This window comes from Variovorax sp. MSC1_012 (genome assembly GCF_023667525.1).
GTDB classification, from domain to species: Bacteria; Pseudomonadota; Gammaproteobacteria; order Burkholderiales; family Burkholderiaceae_C; genus Variovorax; species Variovorax beijingensis_B.
The window spans coordinates 2613857-2631192 of the sequence record NZ_CM174443.1 but is presented as its reverse complement, the minus strand read 5'-3'; the positions used below and the strand labels follow the sequence as shown (position 1 = coordinate 2631192).

At 67.8% G+C, this 17336-nt stretch carries 17 protein-coding genes; 6 read left to right on the top strand and 11 right to left on the bottom strand.

What is annotated here, in order from left to right:
- The 6 genes from L1081_RS12500 to L1081_RS12475 all read left to right on the top strand — a co-directional run bounded on the left by L1081_RS12500 (position 1) and on the right by L1081_RS12475 (position 7246).
- Positions 1-2451, top strand: a complete 2451-nt coding sequence (locus tag L1081_RS12500; RefSeq protein ID WP_489416680.1) for a molybdopterin cofactor-binding domain-containing protein — start codon at positions 1-3, stop codon at positions 2449-2451.
- Between the two features lie 21 nt (positions 2452-2472).
- The gene (locus tag L1081_RS12495) at positions 2473-3264 is read left to right on the top strand and encodes an FAD binding domain-containing protein (protein ID WP_489416679.1); all 792 of its coding nucleotides are present in this window, start codon (positions 2473-2475) and stop codon (positions 3262-3264) included.
- Between the two features lie 71 nt (positions 3265-3335).
- Positions 3336-4322 carry an AAA family ATPase gene (locus L1081_RS12490; RefSeq protein WP_489416678.1) on the top strand — a complete coding sequence of 329 codons (987 nt, stop codon included), beginning with the start codon at positions 3336-3338 and terminating at the stop codon, positions 4320-4322.
- 26 nt (positions 4323-4348) lie between these two features.
- A complete protein-coding gene (locus L1081_RS12485) occupies positions 4349-5563 on the top strand; it encodes a VWA domain-containing protein (protein WP_489416677.1) in 1215 nt (404 codons plus the stop codon).
- A 32-nt stretch (positions 5564-5595) separates the two neighbouring features.
- A complete protein-coding gene (locus L1081_RS12480) occupies positions 5596-6210 on the top strand; it encodes an SRPBCC domain-containing protein (RefSeq protein ID WP_489416676.1) in 615 nt (204 codons plus the stop codon).
- A gap of 13 nt (positions 6211-6223) precedes the next feature.
- Positions 6224-7246, top strand: a complete 1023-nt coding sequence (locus tag L1081_RS12475; protein ID WP_489416675.1) for an XdhC family protein — start codon at positions 6224-6226, stop codon at positions 7244-7246.
- Positions 7247-7263: 17 nt separating this feature from the next.
- Here the strand turns inward: L1081_RS12475 and mnhG are convergent, their stop codons facing one another.
- The 11 genes from mnhG to L1081_RS12420 form a co-directional block, all read right to left on the bottom strand.
- Complete coding sequence (mnhG, locus tag L1081_RS12470; RefSeq protein WP_489416674.1) at positions 7264-7620, bottom strand: monovalent cation/H(+) antiporter subunit G; 357 nt, start codon at positions 7618-7620, stop codon at positions 7264-7266.
- Positions 7617-7895, bottom strand: a complete 279-nt coding sequence (locus L1081_RS12465; protein WP_021006334.1) for a K+/H+ antiporter subunit F — start codon at positions 7893-7895, stop codon at positions 7617-7619. Before L1081_RS12465 ends, mnhG begins: the two co-directional genes overlap by 4 nt.
- Positions 7892-8383 carry a Na+/H+ antiporter subunit E gene (locus L1081_RS12460; RefSeq protein ID WP_489416673.1) on the bottom strand — a complete coding sequence of 164 codons (492 nt, stop codon included), beginning with the start codon at positions 8381-8383 and terminating at the stop codon, positions 7892-7894. The genes L1081_RS12465 and L1081_RS12460 overlap by 4 nt, the downstream gene beginning before the upstream one ends.
- Positions 8380-10038 (bottom strand): monovalent cation/H+ antiporter subunit D, encoded by a 1659-nt coding sequence (locus L1081_RS12455; protein WP_489416774.1) that lies wholly within the window; start codon positions 10036-10038, stop codon positions 8380-8382. The genes L1081_RS12460 and L1081_RS12455 overlap by 4 nt, the downstream gene beginning before the upstream one ends.
- A 44-nt stretch (positions 10039-10082) precedes the next feature.
- Entirely contained in the window at positions 10083-10436 is a 354-nt protein-coding gene (locus L1081_RS12450; protein WP_489416672.1) for a Na+/H+ antiporter subunit C, read from the bottom strand.
- Positions 10436-13387, bottom strand: coding sequence for a monovalent cation/H+ antiporter subunit A (locus L1081_RS12445; RefSeq protein ID WP_489416671.1), 2952 nt, complete (start codon positions 13385-13387; stop codon positions 10436-10438). The genes L1081_RS12450 and L1081_RS12445 overlap by 1 nt, the downstream gene beginning before the upstream one ends.
- A gap of 93 nt (positions 13388-13480) precedes the next feature.
- Positions 13481-13861: a fluoride efflux transporter CrcB gene (gene crcB, locus L1081_RS12440; RefSeq protein ID WP_489416670.1), complete on the bottom strand. Its 381-nt coding sequence runs from the start codon at positions 13859-13861 to the stop codon at positions 13481-13483.
- 16 nt (positions 13862-13877) lie between these two features.
- The gene (locus L1081_RS12435) at positions 13878-15191 is read right to left on the bottom strand and encodes a TRAP transporter large permease subunit (protein WP_489416669.1); all 1314 of its coding nucleotides are present in this window, start codon (positions 15189-15191) and stop codon (positions 13878-13880) included.
- Positions 15192-15212: 21 nt separating this feature from the next.
- The gene (locus L1081_RS12430) at positions 15213-15746 is read right to left on the bottom strand and encodes a TRAP transporter small permease subunit (RefSeq protein ID WP_489416668.1); all 534 of its coding nucleotides are present in this window, start codon (positions 15744-15746) and stop codon (positions 15213-15215) included.
- Between the two features lie 3 nt (positions 15747-15749).
- Complete coding sequence (locus L1081_RS12425; RefSeq protein WP_489416667.1) at positions 15750-16718, bottom strand: TRAP transporter substrate-binding protein DctP; 969 nt, start codon at positions 16716-16718, stop codon at positions 15750-15752.
- A gap of 213 nt (positions 16719-16931) precedes the next feature.
- A complete protein-coding gene (locus L1081_RS12420) occupies positions 16932-17273 on the bottom strand; it encodes a helix-hairpin-helix domain-containing protein (RefSeq protein ID WP_489416666.1) in 342 nt (113 codons plus the stop codon).
- Between the last annotated feature and the right edge of the window lie 63 nt (positions 17274-17336).

The following is a 17336-nucleotide window of genomic DNA, read 5'->3' as shown; positions in this document are numbered from 1 at the left end:
ATGGGTGCCTCCGACTTCTCGAACCTGCCCCACATCGGCGAAGCGCTGCGGCGCAAGGAAGACTATCGCTTCCTGACCGGCGCGGGCAACTACACCGACGACATCACGCTGGCCAACCAGAGCCATGCGGTCTTCGTGCGCTCGCCGCACGCCCATGCCGTCATCAAGTCGGTCGACACCGCCGAGGCGCTCAAGATGCCCGGCGTGGTCGGCATCTTCAGCGGCAAGGACATCGAGGGCAAGATGGGGGGGCTGCCCTGCGGGTGGCTCATCAACAACCCCGACGGCACCCCCATGAAGGAGCCGATGCACCCGATCCTCGCGATCAACAAGGTGCGCTACGTGGGCGACCACGTGGCCATGGTGGTGGCCGAAACCGTCGAGCAGGCGAAGAACGCGGCCGAGGCCGTGGTGGTCGACTACGACGTGCTGCCCGCGGTCGTGAGCGTGGCCGACGCGGCGAAGAAGGCGAGCGGCGTCACCCTGCACGACGAAGCACCCGACAACCAGTGCTACAAGTGGACGCTGGGCGACAAGGCTGCGGTCGATGCGGTGTTCGCCACGGCTGCACACGTCACCAAGCTCGACCTGGTCAACAACCGGCTGATCCCCAACCCCATCGAGCCGCGCGTGGCCATCGGCAGCTACAGCCGCGGCACCGACGACTACACGCTCTATGTGTCCAACCAGAACCCGCACGTCGAGCGCCTGCTGATGACGGCCTTCGTGCTGGGCCTGCCCGAGCACAAGGTGCGCGTGATCGCGCCCGACGTGGGCGGCGGCTTCGGCTCCAAGATCTTTCTCTACGCCGAGGACGTGTGCCTGACCTGGGCCGCCAAGCAGCTCAACCGCAACATCAAGTGGACGGCCGAGCGCTCGGAGTGCTTCCTGTCCGATGCGCACGGCCGCGACCATGTGAGCCATGCCGAGATGGCGTTGGACAAGGATGGCAAGTTCCTCGCGATGCGGGTGCACACCGACGCCAACCTGGGCGCCTACCTGTCGACCTTCTCGACCGCCGTGCCGACCATCCTCTACGCCACGCTGCTCGCGGGCCAGTACACCACGCCGCAGATCTACGTCGAGGTCGATGCCTGGTTCACCAATACCGCGCCGGTCGATGCCTACCGCGGAGCGGGCCGGCCCGAGGCCACCTACCTGCTGGAGCGGCTGGTGTCGCGCTGCGCCTGGAAAATGAATCTGGGCCAGGACGAGATCCGCAAGCGCAACTTCATCACCACCTTTCCCTACCAGACCCCGGTGGCGCTGCAGTACGACACGGGCGACTTCCACGCCTGCATGGACAAGGCCCGCGTGCTGGCCGACGTCGATGGCTATGCGCAGCGCAAGTCGGCCAGCGAGGCCGCGGGCAAGCTGCGCGGCATGGGCTACTCGAGCTACATCGAGGCCTGCGGCATCGCGCCGTCGAACATCGCCGGGGCGCTGGGCGCCCGGGCCGGCCTGTTCGAATGCGGCGAGATCCGCGTGCACCCCACCGGCAGCGTGACGGTCTTCACCGGCTCGCACAGCCATGGCCAGGGGCATGAGACCACCTTTGCGCAAGTGGTGGCGGCGCGCCTGGGCATTCCCGTGGACAACGTCGACGTGGTGCATGGCGACACGGGCCGCGTGCCCTTCGGCATGGGCACCTACGGCTCGCGCTCCATTTCGGTGGGCGGCGCGGCCATCATGAAGGCGCTCGACAAGATCGAGACCAAGGCCAAGAAGATTGCCGCGCACCTGATGGAGGCGAGCGATGCCGACATCGAGTTTGCGAACGGCGAGTTCACGGTGAAGGGCACCGACAAGAAGATTCCGTTCGGACAGGTGGCGCTCACGGCCTACGTGCCGCACAACTACCCGCTCGACAAGCTCGAGCCCGGCCTGAACGAAACCGCCTTCTACGACCCGACCAACTTCACCTTCCCGGGCGGCACCTACATCTGCGAGGTCGAGGTCGACAAGCAGACCGGCGAGGTGCGCGTGGACCGCTTCACCGCGGTGGACGACTTCGGCACCATCATCAACCCGATGATCGTCGAGGGCCAGGTGCACGGCGGGCTGGTGCAGGGCATCGGCCAGGCGCTGCTCGAGAACTGCGTCTACGACAACGAGACCGGCCAGCTGCTCACAGGCAGCTTCATGGACTACGCCATGCCAAGGGCGGCCGACTTTCCGCAGTTCAAGCTCGACACCGTGTGCACGCCGTGCACGCACAACCCGCTGGGCACCAAGGGCTGCGGCGAGGCGGGCGCCATCGGCTCGCCGCCGGCCGTGATCAACGCCGTGCTCGACGCGCTGGCGCCGCTCGGCGTCAAGGACTTCGACATGCCCGCATCGGCCAGCCGTGTCTGGGAAGCGATGCAAAAAGGCAGCGGGAGCGCGGCGCGAGATTCGCAGCCGCAGGAGCCCTCGCTCTCCGCAAGTACCCAAGGCCGCCCGGTCCCCTGAACATAGAAGGAATCGCAAACCATGTACGCCTTCACACTCGAACGGCCGGCCACCGTGGCCGATGCGGCCAAACTCGTTGCCGCCGGCGCCAAGCCGCTGGCCGGCGGCCAGACGCTGCTCGCCTCCATGAAGCTCAGGCTGTCCGCGCCCGAGCAGCTCGTCGACCTGGGCGGCATCAAGGAGCTCACCGGCATCAGGAAAGACGGCGCCACGATCACCATCGGTGCGATGTCGCGCCACCTCGACGTGGCCAACAACGCCGACGTGAAAGCTGCCTTCCCGGCGCTGGCCGACCTGGCTGGACGCATCGGCGACCGGCAGGTGCGCGCAATGGGCACCATCGGCGGCTCGGTGGCCAACAACGACCCTGCCGCGTGCTATCCCAGCGCGGTGCTGGGTTCTGGTGCGACGGTCATCACCTCGAAGCGCGAGATAGCGGCGGACGATTTCTTCCTCGGGCTGTTTACCACGGCGCTGGAAGAAGACGAGCTGATCACCGCGATCCGCTTTCCGATTCCGAAGCGCGCCGTGTACGAAAAGCTGCGCCAGAAGGCATCGAACTTTCCACTCGTCGGCGTGTTCCTCACGCAGTCCGACAGCGGCGTGCGCGTGGCTGTGACCGGCGCGGGCAACGGGGTGTTCCGCCACGCGGGGCTGGAAGACGCGCTCAACAAGAGCTTCACCGCGGCAGCCGCCGCGGCCGTGAAGATCGACGCGAGCGAACTCAACAGCGACCTGCATGCCTCGGCAGCCTACCGCGCCAACCTGATCAGCGTGCTCACGCAGCGCGCCGTCACCAGGGCGCTGGGCTGAACCGGACAGCGCCGCCAACGCTCGCAGACGCGGAAGGCGCGACATCCCCGCGTCTTCCGCTACGCTTCGCCATGATCTTTCCGACCATCGATTCTCTTTCCGAAGGCTTGATGCAGGCCGGCTATTTTGCCGACCGGCGCCTGGCCACGGCCGTGTTCCTCGCGCTCAGGCTGCAGCGTCCGCTGCTGCTCGAGGGCGAGCCCGGTGTCGGCAAGACCGAACTGGCCAAGGCGCTGTCGAAGGCGCTCAACCGCGAGCTGCTGCGCCTGCAGTGCTACGACGGGCTGGAGCAGCGCGAAGCACTCTACGAATGGAACTACGCCGCGCAACTGCTGCACATGCGCGCGGCCGAGGCGCAAGCGAAGGCCCCCACGCTCGGCACTGCCGTGTCCTCGCTGCCCCCCGAGGGGGCGCTCGCGCCTTCGGGCGGCCGTGCGGCGCTCGGCGCGGCGCGCGACGTCGAGGCCGAGGTCTACCAGCCGCACTACCTGATCCGCCGCCCGCTGCTGCAGGCCCTGCAGACGCCCGCGCCGGGCGCCGTGCTGCTGATCGACGAAGTGGACCGCGCCGACGAGCCCTTCGAGGCCTTCCTGCTCGAATACCTGGGCGAGTACCAGGTCAGCATTCCCGAGCTCGGCACCGTGCGCGCCGTGGTGGCGCCGGTCACCATCCTCACGAGCAATCGCACGCGCGAGCTCAACGACGCGGTGAAGCGGCGCTGCCTCTACCACTGGCTCGACTACCCGGAGCGCGAACGCGAACTGGCGATCGTGCGGGCCCAGGTGCCGCAGGCCGGCGAGAAGCTCTCGGCCCAGGTGGCCGCCTTTGTCGCGCGGCTGCGCGATGCGCCCTTCGTCAACGCCTTCCAGCGCGCGCCCGGCATCGCCGAAAGCGTCGAGTGGGCGAGGGCGCTGATCGCGCTCGACACGGTCGAGCTCGACCCCGAAGTGGTGGTCGATACCGCCGGCATCCTGTTCAAGCAGCGCGACGACGTGGCGGCGCTCACGCACGAGCTGGCTTCCGATCTGCTGAAACCCGAGGAGCCGGTCGCGCCCTGAGCGCGGCCGAAGGTCGAGGCGCCCGCATGGCCGGCATCCAGCAACTCGGCGACGTACGCAGCGGCAAGCTGGCCGGCAACATCACGGCCTTCGGCCGCGCCCTGCGCCGCGCCGGCGTTCGCACCGATGCCATGCGCATTGCGCTGGCCGCCGAAGCGGCCACGCTGGTGGGCGTGGAAAGCAGGCTCGACCTGAGCGCCGCGATGGAAGCGGTCATGGTCAGCCGCGAGCAGGACCGCATGGTGTTCCGCGAGCTCTTCGATGCCTGGTTCCGCGACCCCGAGCTGGCCAACAAGCTGCTCGCGCAGATGCTGCCGAGCGCCGAGGGCAAGGCCGAGCCCTCGAAGCGGCGCCCGCGCGTGCGCGAGGCCCTCACGGCGCCGCGCGATCCCGCCCGGTCCGCTGCGGTTGCCAAGCCCGACAAGGAGGTCGAGTTCGATGCCGCCATGACATCGAGCGACCGCCAGCGCCTGCAGCATGCCGACTTCAATGCGCTGGGCGCGTCCGAGTACCGGCTGGTGGAACGGCTCGCGCGCGACATCAGCCTGCCGATTCCTTCGGTGCCGTCGCGCCGGCTGCGCGCGGCCAACGACGCCGGCCGTCAGCATGCGCGCATGCATTGGCCCGGCGTGCTGCACGAGGCGGCGCGCACGGGTGGCGAAATACTTCGCCTGCCGAAGCTGAACCGCCGCGATCAGCCCTTGCCACTGCTGGTGCTGGTCGACGTGTCCGGCTCGATGGAACGCTATGCGCGGCTGCTGCTGGCCTTTCTGCATGCGTCCACGCGGCGGGCCGGGCGGCGCGATGTGTTCGCCTTCGGCACCCGCCTGACCGATCTCACGCCGGCGTTCCGGCTGGCCGATACCGATGCCATGCTGGCGGCCGCCGGTCTGGCCATCGACGATTTCGCGGGCGGCACGCGGCTCGGCAGTTCGCTCGCCGAACTCCGGCACCGCCACGCACGCCGCCTGACCGGACGCCGCACGCTGGTGCTGGTGATCAGCGACGGGCTCGACACCGGCGAGCCGGCGCTGCTGGAAAACGAGCTGCTCTGGCTCAAGCGCCACTCGCGCCGCCTGCTGTGGCTCAACCCGCTGCTGCGCTTCGAGGGCTACGCCCCTTTGGCGCGTGGGGCCAGTGTGCTGCACCGGCATGCGGATGCGATGCTGGCGGTCCACAATCTCAGTGCCCTCGAACAGCTCGCAAGCAGCCTCGCCGCCCTGATGCGGTCCGGGCGCTAGGGACTTCACAGAAGCAAAAAAGGAAAACCACCATGGAAATGCTCGGCAACCGCCGTCTCGGCGTCACCCAACAACAGGCCTGGGAAGCGCTCAACGATCCCGAGACGCTCAAGAAGTGCATTCCCGGCTGCGACAAGTTCGAGCTCACCGGCGACAACCAGTACAGCGTGGCGCTGGCGGTGAAGATCGGTCCGGTGTCGGCCAAGTTCAGCGGCAAGGTCGCGCTGTCGGACATCGTGGCGCCCGATGGCTACAAGCTCAGCTTCGAGGGGCAGGGCGGCGTGGCGGGCTTTGCCAAGGGTTCGTCCAGCGTGACACTGCGGCCGCTGGACGGTGCCGCCGAAGCCGCGCCGGCTGCGACCGGCTGCGAGCTCGACTACACCGTGCAGGCGCAGGTCGGCGGCAAGATCGCGCAACTGGGCCAGCGCCTCATCGATGGCGCCGCCAAGTCGACCGCCGACGACTTCTTCAAGCGCTTCGAGGCCGAGATGCAGAGCCGCTACGGCCCCCCGCCGGCTGCTGCGGCTGCGGAAACGGCCGAGGCGCCCGCCGAAAAGGCCGGGGTGATGTCCGGCCTCATGAAGAAGATCGGCCTCGGCAAGAAGGACGACAACGACGCGTCCGCCGCACCGGGCGACGCCAGCTAGGACGGATCACGCGATGGAAAATCTCGACGTCATGGTGCTGCGCACGCTGCGCGACTGGCGCCGCGCCGGCAAGCGCGCGCTGCTCACGACCGTGGTGCGCACCTGGGGCTCCTCGCCGCGGCCGGTCGGCTCGATCATGGCGCTGGCCGACGACGGCGCAGTGGTGGGCTCGGTCTCCGGCGGCTGCATCGAGGACGACCTGATCGCGCGCTACAGCCATGCGCACGGCAACGGCGAACAGGTGCCCGTGGGCGCGCCGCCCGTACTCGTGAAGTACGGCATCACGGCCGACGAGGCGCACCGCTTCGGGCTGCCCTGCGGCGGCACGCTGGAGCTCTTGCTCGAATACGACCCCGACGCGGTCGCGCTCGACACGCTGGTGGCCCAGCTGGAGCAGGGCCGGCTCATGCAGCGCACCGTGACGCTTTCGACCGGTGCCGTGCGCCTGGCCGAAGCCACCGCGCCCGACGAGCTCAAGGTGGACGACACCGAGCTCACCAACACCTTCGGCCCCGAATACCGCATGCTGCTGATCGGCGCCGGCCAGCTCGCCGAGTACCTCGCGACCATGGCCAAGTTCAGCGGCTTTGCCGTGACGCTGTGCGATCCGCGCGCCGAATACCGCACCGCATGGACGCTGTCCGGCGTGAAAATCACGACCGAGATGCCCGACGATGCGGTGCTGGCCTTCAAGCCCGACCGCCGCAGCTGCGTGGTTGCGCTCACGCACGATCCCAAGCTCGACGACCTCGCGCTGCTCGAAGCGCTGCAGAGCGAGGCCTTCTATGTCGGCGCCATCGGCTCGCGCCGCAATGCCGATGCGCGGCGCAACCGGATGATCGAGCACTTCGACCAGACGGCCGAATCGCTCGCGCGGCTGCGCGGCCCCATCGGCATCTACATCGGCAGCAAGACGCCGCCCGAGATCGCCGTGAGCGTGATGGCCGAGATCCTGGCCGTGAAGAACGCGGTGACGCTGCCGCGCGAAATGGAAGTGGCGCGCGCCAAGGGGATGCAGCAGCTCGCGATGAGCTGACGAGGCGCCGGTTTCATTCAGCCGGACTTGGCCGCCGGCGGCACGTTGCCGCCCTTTTGCCGTTCCCGGAAGAGCGCGGCGCGCATCAGGAAGATGGTGGTGATGGGCGCCGTGAGCGCAATGAACAGGACAATGAGCACGGCGTGCAGGAAGAGGCTGAAGCCCTGCACCGAGAAATAGACGATGGTGGCAATCGTCATGCACCACACGCCCACCGTGGCGCCGAGTGTCGGCGCATGGATGCGGCGGAAGAAGGTGGGCAGCCGCACGAGGCCGAAGGAGCCGATGGCGGCAAAGGCCGCGCCGAGCACCGCGAACACGGCGGTGACGATTTCCGCCCACAGCGGCAGCGGCCCCACGATGAAGTCGTTCATTCAATGACCTCCCCGCGCAACAGAAACTTGGCCATGGCCGTCGACCCGACGAAGCCGAACAGCGCCGTCAGCATCGCGGCTTCGAAGTACACGTTGCTCGCATAGACGATGCCCAGCACCAGCATCATCAGCATGCCGTTGATGTAGAGGCAGTCCAGGGCCATCACGCGGTCCTGCGCGCTCGGGCCCACCAGCAGACGGGCCAGTGCGCAGAGCATGGCCACTGCCAGCAGCAGCAGCGCGAGTTTCAAGGCCCAGAAAAGTACAGGCGTCATGATTCGAAGATCTCCATCAAGGGGTGCTCGTAGCGCTGCTTGATCATGGCGATGAAAGCGGCTTCGTCGTCGACGTCGAACACATGGATCAGCAGCGTGCTGCTGTCGAACGCGATCTCGCCCCAGGCGGTGCCGGGCGTGAGGCACATGATCATGGCCAGCACCGCGAGCCCGTTCGGATCGCGAAGGTCCAGCGGCACGTTGATGAACCGAGAGGCGATGCGCGAGGTGCGGCGCGTCAGCAGCCGCCGCGCCACGAAAAGCGCCGATTCCAGCATGTCGGCCGAGGCCCGGCCCGCGAGCCGCAGCGCGACCCAGGGCTTGCGCATGCGCACCGTGGCGGGCCGCAAGCCCTTGGTGAGCAGCGGAACCGCAATGGCCAGCACCGCGGCCGACAGCAGCGTGGCGGCGTCGAGCGACTGGTTGAGCAGCAGCCACACCGCAAACAGCGCCAGCGAGAGCGGCGGCGAAGGAATCCAGCGCTTCATGGTTCCGGGCCTTTCGCGGGGGCCGCGGGGTTGGGCACCTGCCGCGCGCCCATCACGGCGTTGCGGTAGGCCGTGGGCGTACGCAGCCCTTCGGCGGTGGTGATGGCGTGGCGCATGACGGGGCCGGCCCAGACCGTGAGCGCCACGCTGGCCGCGAGCAGTCCGGCCACGGGCAGTACCTCGAGCGCGGGCAGGGCCGGCATGGTGGGATGCGGCTGGGTCCAGAAGTGGCGCATGCCGGTGCGGCTCAGCGCAATCAGCGCGAGCAGGCCCGAGACCACCAGCAGCGCCAGGAAGATCCATGCGGGCATCGAGGTGCCGCCGGTGGAGAAGGCGCTCGACAGCATCGCGAACTTGCCCACGAAGCCCGACAGCGGCGGCAGGCCCGCGAGCAGCAGGGTGCAGCCGATGAAGCTCAGCCCCAGGAAGGCCACCCCGGCGGGAATCGCGCGGCCGTAGAGCGCCTGCGCCTCGTCGTCGAGGTTCACATCGTCGAGCACGCGCAGGTCTTCCGCGAGGAAGGGCGCATTGCCGGCCTTCTCGTGCGGCGCAACGCTCATGCCGGCGTTGCGCCAGCGCTCGATCATGTCGGTCAGCAGGAAGAAGGCGCTCACGGCCAGCGTCGAGCTCAGCAGGTAGTAGAGCGCGCCGGCCCACACGGCCGGCTCCCCCAGCCCGATGGCCGCGAGCAGCGTGCCCGCCGACACCAGCACGCTGAAGCCCGCGAGGTTGGAGAGCCGCTGCGTGCCCACGATGCCGATGGCGCCCGCGAACAGCGTCGCGAGCCCGATCGCGATGAGCGCGGACTGACCGAACGCGGCCGAGCTGCCGGCATCCGGCGCGAAGAGCAGCGTCCACAGCCGCAGCAGCGTGTAGATGCCGAGCTTGGTCAAGAGCGCGAACACGGCACCCACCGGCGACACCGCCGCGCTGTAGGCCGGCACCAGCCAGAAGTTGAGCGGCCAGGCGCCGGCCTTCGCGAAGAAGGCGGTCGCAAGGATGGCGGCCGCCGCATGCACCAGGCCGCGGTCGGCCGGCGGGAGCTGCGCGATGCGCATGCCGAGGTCGGCCATGTTGAGCGTGCCGGCCGCGCCGTAGAGCAGCGCCGCGCCGATCAGGAAGAGCGACGAGGCGGCCAGGTTGATGGCGATGTAGTGGAGACCGGCCTGCACCCGCAGCCGGCCCGAGCCATGCAGCAGCAGACCGTAGGAGGCCGCGAGCATCACCTCGAAGAAGACGAACAGGTTGAACAGGTCGCCCGTGAGGAACGCGCCGTTCAGGCCCATGAGCTGCAGCTGCAGCAGCGGATGGAAATGCACCCCCGCGCGGTCCCAGCGCGAGGTGGAATAGATCGAGGCCGCAAAGGCGACGACGCCCGTGAGCGCCACCATCATGGTCGACAGCCGGTCCGCCACCAGCACGATGCCGAAGGGCGCCTGCCAGTTGCCCGGCAGGTACACGCCGACCGAGCCGGGGCCGTCGCCGGTCTCGGGTGCATTCACCCAGCGCAGCAGCGCCAGCGCCGCCAGCAGGCCCACCAGCCCCGAGACCACGCTCAACGCCGACTTGGTGCGGCGCCGGCTTTCGCCCAGCAGCAGCATCAGTGCGGCCGTGAGCAGCGGCACGAGGATCGGCACCGCGACGAGGTGCGGCATGCTGAACTCGAGCAGCCGGTCGAGCAGCTGGACCAGTTGCCCCGTCACTCTGCCGCCTCCTGCCGCTCTTCGCCGTCCACGTGGTCGGTGCCGGTGAGGCCGCGCGAGGCCAGCAGCACCACGAGGAACAGCGCCGTCATCGCAAAGCCGATCACGATCGCCGTCAGCACCAGGGCCTGCGGCATCGGGTCGGCGGTGTTGACCAGCGTGGCGGCGATGCCCTTGACCAGCACCGGTTCGCTGTCGAGCTTGAGCCGCCCCATGCTGAAGATGAACAGGTTGACCGCGTACGAGATGAGCGTGAGGCCCATGATCACCTGGAAGGTGCGGGGGCGCAGCAGCAGGTACACCCCCGAGCCGGTGAGCACGCCGATGGCCAGCGCAAGCACGATCTCCATCAGCGCGCTCCTTCCGGACTTGCGCTGGCGGCCGCAGCGGCTTCGGCTTCCTTTTCGCGCTGCTCATCGGCCCAGCGGTGGCTGCGTACCGACTGGTGGGCCAGCGCCGTGAGGATCAGCATGGTGGCGCCCAGCACCAGTGCGAACACGCCGATGTCGAAGAACAGGGCGCTCGGCACGTGCAGCTCGCCCAGCACGGGAAGATGCAGGTGCGCGGTGTGGGTGGTCAGGAACGGATAGCCGAACGCCACCGCGCCGCTGCCCGTGGCCAGCGCGAGCAGCAGGCCGCCGGCGATCCAGCGGCGCGGATAGATGCGCAGGTGCTCTTCCACCCACTCGGTGCCCGAGACGATGAACTGCAGCACCAGCGCCACCGACATCACCAGCCCCGCGACGAAGCCGCCGCCAGGCGCGTTGTGCCCGCGCATGAAGAAATAGACCGACACCAGCACCGCAAGCGGCAGCAGCAATCGCACCAGCACGGCCGGCACCATCAGGTAGCCCACGGCCGTGTCCTTGGCGAGGCGCGGGTTCAGCAAGTCGCTGCTGCCATCGTCGGCCTGCGCGCGCTGCTGTACCGGCAGGGCCATCGATTCGCGGGCCGGCCGGAAGCGGCGCAGCAGTGCATAGACGGTGAGCGCCACAACGCCCAGCACGGTGATCTCGCCGAAGGTGTCGAAGCCGCGGAAGTCGACCAGCATCACGTTGACCACGTTGGTGCCGCCACCCTCGGTGAGCGCATGCTCGAGAAAGAAGGGCGAGATGCTTTGCGGAAACGGGCGCGTCATCATCAGCCACGCGAGTGCCGCCATGCCACCGCCGACGCCGGCCGCCACCAGCAGGTCGCGTCCGCGCCGCCCCCAGGGGCGCAGCCTGGCGCGGGCCGGCTGGACCGCGTCCTTGCTGCGCATCGGCAGCCAGCGCAGGCCCAGCAGGATCAGTACCGTGGTCACGGCCTCCACCACGAGCTGCGTCAGCGCAAGGTCGGGTGCCGAGAACCAGATGTAGGTCACGCAGCACACCAGCCCGGCGCCCGAGGCCAGCATCAGCGCGGCCAGGCGATGGAATTTGGCCTGCCATGCCGCCGCCAGCGCGCAGACGCCGCCGATCAGCCAGGTCATCGCGAACATCGGCGAAAAGGGCAGCAGCTCGCGGTCGCCACGGGCGACGGGTGCGGTCCATAGCGAAGCCGCCGCGCCTGCCGCCGCCACCGCAATCAGCAGCAGCAATTGCGACTGCATGCGCCGCGTGCCCAGCAGGCGGCGGCTGCGCCGGCCAGCCTCGCTGAGCCGCGCGAGCAGGTGCTCGAAGATGGCCTGGCCGTCGAAGCGGTGCAGGAGCGGCGTGTGTTCGAGCTTGCCGTCGGCGCGGCGGCGGCGCTGCGACAGGTAGAGCGCCATGCCGCCGGCCAGCGCCACGAAGCTCATCGCCAGCGGCAGGTTGAAGCCGTGCCACACGGCCAGGCTGTATGCGGGCAGCACACCGCCGACCACCGGCGTGGCGGCAGCGGCCAGCAGCGTGCCGATCGACCAGGCCGGCGCCACGCCCACCACCAGGCAGACCAGCACCAGCAGCTCGACCGGCACGCGCATCCAATGCGGCGGCTCGTGCGGCTGCCTCGGCACCTCGGGGCCGCAAGGCGGACCGAAGAACACATCGAACACGAAGCGCGCCGAATAGGCCACGCTGAAGACGCCCGCAACGGTGGCAATGACCGGAAGGCTCAGGTTGATCCATGGCGTCGCCTGGATGAACACCGTCTCGGCGAAGAACATTTCCTTCGAGAGAAATCCGTTGAGCAGCGGCACGCCGGCCATCGATGCGCTCGCGATGATCGCCAGCGTGCCGGTGATCGGCATCAGCCGCAGCAGGCCGCTGAGCTTGCGGATGTCGCGCGTGCCGCTCTCGTGGTCGATGATGCCGGCCGCCATGAAGAGCGATGCCTTGAAGGTCGCGTGGTTGATGATGTGGAACACCGCCGCCACTGCCGCGAGCGGGCTGTTCAAGCCCAGCAGCAGCGTGATGAGCCCGAGGTGCGAGATGGTCGAATAGGCCAGCAATGCCTTCAGGTCGCGCTGGAACATCGCCACGAAGCCGCCGAGCAGCAACGTGATCGCGCCCGCGCCGCCCACCAGCCAGAACCACTGCTCGGTGCCCGACAGCACCGGCCACAGCCGCGCCATCAGGAACACGCCGAGCTTCACCATGGTGGCCGAATGCAGGTAGGCCGAAACCGGCGTGGGCGCCGCCATGGCGCGCGGCAGCCAGAAGTGGAACGGGAACTGCGCGCTCTTGGTGAAGGCACCCAGCAGTATCAGCACCAGCGCCGCCGGATAGAGCGCATGCGCGCGGATTTCGTTGCCCGAGGCGAGCACCACGTCGAGCTCATAGCTGCCCGCGATGCGGCCCAGCACCACCACGCCCGCCAGCAGGCAGAGCCCGCCGGCACCGGTGACGGTGAGCGCCATGCGCGCGCCGCGCCGCGCGTCCCGCCGGTGATGCCAATAGCCGATCAGCAGGAAGGAGAACAGGCTGGTGAGCTCCCAGAACAGCACCATCTGGATCAGGTTGCCCGAGAGCACCACGCCCGTCATCGCGCCCATGAAGGCAAGAAAGAACGAGAAGAAACGCGGCACCGGATCGGACGCCGACATGTAGTAGCGCGCATAGAGCACCACCAGCGCGCCGATGCCGAGCACCAGCATGCAGAACAGCCACGCAAAGCCGTCCATGCGGAACACGAGGTTGAGCCCGAGTTCGGGCAGCCACGCGATCTCCTGGCGCAGCACGTTGCCGCGCGCGATCTGGGGAAAGAACCATGCGGTCTGCAGCGCGCAGCCCAGCGCGACGAGCCCCGCCAGCGTCGACTCCCGGTTGCGCGCGTTCGACGGCATCAACGCGGCCAGCACGCTGGCAACAAAGGGGAGTGCGACGAGAAAGACCAGGGGCATTGCGGTCGATTCTATCGATCGGCACCCTGGATGCACCCGGCTATGACCGCAGGGTATGGGGGCTGTTTTCGGGGTGTGCCGCGGGCGGGAAGATCAGCCCAGCGCCAGTTGCACGGTGCGGATGCCGATCCAGGTCAGCACCAGCGAGCCGCCCAGATGCAGCATGCTCGTAGCCAGTGCCAGCAGCACGCGCCCGTCGAGAAGCTGCGCAACGACCTCGGCCGAGAAGCTCGAGAAAGTCGTCAGCCCGCCGAGGAATCCCGTGATGAGCAGCAGCCGCCACACTGGATCGAGCTGGGGCATGGCCTGGAATGCACCCACCGCCATGCCCACGAGGTAGCCTCCGATCAGGTTGGCCGCCAGCGTGCCGTAGGGCAGCGGGCCGCCGGTGTTGAGCCAGAGGCCCAGGCCCCATCTGGCAAGGGCGCCGAACGAGGCGCCAACGCAAATCGCAAAAACCGGCAAGGCGGGCATCCGTTCCTTCTTCTCGCTACTTCTCGACGCCCATCACCACGTTGGGCAGCACCGTGACGATACCCGGGAACAGCGTGATCAGCACGATGCACAGCACCAGGCAGAAGAAGAACGGGATGGCCGCCCTGGCGATCACGTTGCTATCTTTCCCGGTCATGTTCTGCAGCACGAAGAGGTTGAAGCCCACCGGCGGCGTGACCTCGGCAATCTCGACCAGCAGCACGACGAAGATGCCGAACCAGATCAGGTCGAAGCCGGCCTTCTGGATCATCGGCAGCACCACAGCGCTGGTCAGCACGATCATCGAGATGCCGTCGAGCGCCGTGCCCAGCACCAGGTACACCACCACCAGCGCGCCGATCAGCGCGTAGGGCGAGAGGTGCATGCTGTCGACCCATTCGGCCAACTCGCGCGGGATGCCCGTGAAGGCCATGGTCTTGGTGAGGAAGGCGGCGCCGGCCAGGATGAACATGATCATGCAGCTGGTGCGCGTGGCGCCCATGATCCCCTCCTTGAAGTTCTTCCAGGTGAGGCTCTTGCCGTACGCGGCGATGGCCAGCGAGCCCAGCACGCCGAAGGCCGCGCATTCGGTGGCCGTGGCCCATCCCGCCACCAGCACCCAGACGATGAAGACGATCAGCAGCGCGCAGGGGATGAGATTGCCCGAGAGCCTGATCTTCTCCATGAAGGTGGTCGGCGGGTCGGCCGGCGGCACCTGGTCGGGGTTGCGCAGGCTCCACCAGCCGATGTAGCCCGAGAACAGCAGCATCAGCAAGAAGCCCGGCAGGAAGCCGGCCAGGAAGATGCGGATGATCGAGGCGTCGGCCGCCACGGCATACACCACCATCGTGATCGATGGCGGAATCAGGATGCCCAGCGTGCCGGCGGTGGCGAGCGAACCGATGGCCAGCTTCTCGTTGTAGCCGCGGCGCTTGAGTTCGGGCAGCGCCACCTTGGCGATGGTCGCGCAGGTGGCGGCCGAAGAACCCGAGACCGAGCCGAACACGCCGCAGCCGAGGATGGTGGTGTGCATCAGCCGGCCCGGCACGCGGTTGAGCCAGGGGCGCAGGCCCTCGAACATTTCCTCGCTGAGCTTGGTGCGAAAGAGAATCTCGCCCATCCAGATGAACAGGGGCAGCGCCGCGAGCTCCCAGCTCGCATTGCTTTCCCAGAAGGCCGAGAACAGGTTCTTGCCCGGCAGCGTGTTGGTGAAGAAGGCCTGGCCGACCCAGCCGACGATGGCCAGCGTCATTGCGATCCAGACGCCGCCCGCCAGCAACAACAGCATGATGGCGAGCAGCAGGGCGCCCATCCAGAGGTTTTCGAACATCGGTGTCTTTGTTGTCGTGGTTCAGACGTCGGAGGAGAAGTCGCCCGCGGCGTGGCGCTCTTCGATGGCGCGCTGGTAGCTCGGTTTCTCGCCGCGCACCACGCCCACCAGTTCGTCGATCATGGCGATCAGGAGCAACCAGCAGCCGATCACGAAGGTCGATTGCGGAATCCAGATCGGAATGACCACCAGGCCCGTTGCCATCTCGGCGAACTCGTAGCTTTCCCAGGTGAAGCTGGTGGCCCAGTAGGTGAGATAGGCCACCGACGCCGCGGCGATCAGCAGGCAGACCACGTCCAGCACGCGTCGTGCCTTGGCCGGCACGGCGTCCAGCAGCAGCGTCACGCGCACGAAGTCGCCATGCCGGAAGGCATGCGCCATGGCAAAGAACGCGGCGGCGGCGCAGAGCCAGGAAACGACGTCGTTGAGTCCGCTCACATGCCAGTTCATCTGGCGGCCCACGCCACCCAGGATCATCAGCACGAAGATCAGGAACACGCAGAATGCGCCGAGCGCGCCTGCGCCGTCGTACAGACGATCGAGGAAGCGGCGCACGGTTTATTTCTTTTTGTAGGCGTCGACGATGGCCGCGCCGTCGGCGCCGGCGGCCTTGAGCCAATCCGCCTGCATGATGCCGCCGACCTGGCGCATGTCCGCGTCGAGCTTGGCGGAAGGCTTGTGTACCTTCATGCCGCGCTCGACCAGCAGCTTCTTGTATTCGTCGTTCTTCTCCTGCGCGACTTTCCAGCCACGGGTTTCGGCGTCGGCCGCGGCCTTGGTGACGGCGGCCCTGGTGGTGGCGTCGAGTGCGTCGAAGGCCTTGGCGTTGACGAGGATCGCGTTCTTCGGAATCCAGGCCTGCGTGTCGTAGAAGTTCTTGATGTGCTCGTAGGTCTTGGTGTCGTAGCCGGTCGAGCCCGAGCTCATGTAGCTTTCGATCACGCCGGTGGCCATGGCGGCGCTGAGTTCGGCCTGCTGGATCTGCACCGGCTGCGCGCCGATCAACTCAGCGATCTTGGCGGTGGCCGGGCTGTAGGCGCGCCACTTGATGCCGCGCAGGTCGGCCACCGAACTGATCTCCTTCTTGGAGTAGATGCCCTGCGGCGCCCACGGCACCACGAACAGCATCTTGATGCCCTGGGCGGCGAGCAGCTTCTCCATGGCGGGCTTGGACGCGTCGTAGAGCTTTCTTGCTTCGGGATATGTGGTGGCGAGGAAGGGCACGCCGTCGAGCGCGTAGATCGGGTTCTCGTTCGCGTAGTTGGCCAGCAGGATCTCGCCGGCCTGGGCCTGGCCGCTTTGCACCGCGCGCTTGATTTCAGGCGCCTTGAACAACGAGGCGTTGGCGTGCACCGTGATCTTGAGCTTGCCGCTGGTGGCGGCGTCCACGTCTTTCGCGAACTGCGCGATGTTCTCGGTGTGGTAGTTGGTCGCCGGGTAGGCGGTGGGCAGGTCCCACTTGGTCTGCGCGAAGGCTGCGGCGCCAAGGGTGAGGCCAGCCAGGGCAATGCCGAACTTGTGATTCATGAGCGCTCCGGAACGTATGAAAGTGAAAACGAACGCGAGCATACGTGCAAATTCCGGGCCACTTCTGAGGCATTTCCCTGCCACGCGCCGCTGTGCAGCGGCCTGCCTTGCTGCTGCGGCGCACGCAAAAAAGCCGCCTTTGCGGCGGCTTTTCAGCGGGTTGCGGACATGCCGCGAGCGCGGCATCGGCCCGCCCGGCCCCGAGCGTTTCGATCAGGGCTTGGGCGGCTTGGCAGCGGCTGCCTTGGCGGGCTTGTCTGCCTTGGGCGCAACCGCTTCGGCTGCGTGGCCGCCGAAGGCCTTGCCGTTGACCGTGAGCCCTTCGGCCGACAGCTTCTCGGGCTTCTTTTCCTTCACGCCCTTCACGCGCTGCATGAAGTCGGGCCAGTCCTTGAACTCGCCTTCCTTGCGTGCGTCGAGGATGCGCTTGGACATTGCAGGACCGACGCCCTTGATGCCGTCGAGATCGGCCGCCGTGCCCTTGTTGACGTCGACCGCGGCGAACGAGGCAGCCGCAAACAGCATGGCCATCACGGCCAGGATTTTCTTCAGCATGATTTTTCAAACTCCCTGATTTGTTGAGATCACAGTTCGCCGGCAGAAGGCGCCGGCTCGCGT

Excerpts from the sequence above, each read along its gene's own strand:
- L1081_RS12475 (WP_489416675.1), top strand. The coding sequence starts at position 6,224 with ATGGAAAATCTCGACGTCATGGTGCTGCGCACGCTGCGCGACTGGCGC.
- L1081_RS12490 (WP_489416678.1), top strand. The coding sequence starts at position 3,336 with ATGATCTTTCCGACCATCGATTCTCTTTCCGAAGGCTTGATGCAGGCC.
- L1081_RS12425 (WP_489416667.1), bottom strand. The coding sequence starts at position 16,718 with ATGAATCACAAGTTCGGCATTGCCCTGGCTGGCCTCACCCTTGGCGCC.
- L1081_RS12445 (WP_489416671.1), bottom strand. The coding sequence starts at position 13,387 with ATGCCCCTGGTCTTTCTCGTCGCACTCCCCTTTGTTGCCAGCGTGCTG.
- L1081_RS12495 (WP_489416679.1), top strand. The coding sequence starts at position 2,473 with ATGTACGCCTTCACACTCGAACGGCCGGCCACCGTGGCCGATGCGGCC.
- mnhG (WP_489416674.1), bottom strand. The coding sequence starts at position 7,620 with ATGAACGACTTCATCGTGGGGCCGCTGCCGCTGTGGGCGGAAATCGTC.
- crcB (WP_489416670.1), bottom strand. The coding sequence starts at position 13,861 with ATGCCCGCCTTGCCGGTTTTTGCGATTTGCGTTGGCGCCTCGTTCGGC.
- L1081_RS12485 (WP_489416677.1), top strand. The coding sequence starts at position 4,349 with ATGGCCGGCATCCAGCAACTCGGCGACGTACGCAGCGGCAAGCTGGCC.
- L1081_RS12435 (WP_489416669.1), bottom strand. The coding sequence starts at position 15,191 with ATGTTCGAAAACCTCTGGATGGGCGCCCTGCTGCTCGCCATCATGCTG.
- L1081_RS12450 (WP_489416672.1), bottom strand. The coding sequence starts at position 10,436 with ATGGAGATCGTGCTTGCGCTGGCCATCGGCGTGCTCACCGGCTCGGGG.
- L1081_RS12465 (WP_021006334.1), bottom strand. The coding sequence starts at position 7,895 with ATGACGCCTGTACTTTTCTGGGCCTTGAAACTCGCGCTGCTGCTGCTG.
- L1081_RS12420 (WP_489416666.1), bottom strand. The coding sequence starts at position 17,273 with ATGCTGAAGAAAATCCTGGCCGTGATGGCCATGCTGTTTGCGGCTGCC.
- L1081_RS12500 (WP_489416680.1), top strand. The coding sequence starts at position 1 with ATGGGTGCCTCCGACTTCTCGAACCTGCCCCACATCGGCGAAGCGCTG.
- L1081_RS12480 (WP_489416676.1), top strand. The coding sequence starts at position 5,596 with ATGGAAATGCTCGGCAACCGCCGTCTCGGCGTCACCCAACAACAGGCC.
- L1081_RS12460 (WP_489416673.1), bottom strand. The coding sequence starts at position 8,383 with ATGAAGCGCTGGATTCCTTCGCCGCCGCTCTCGCTGGCGCTGTTTGCG.
- L1081_RS12455 (WP_489416774.1), bottom strand. The coding sequence starts at position 10,038 with ATGCCGCACCTCGTCGCGGTGCCGATCCTCGTGCCGCTGCTCACGGCC.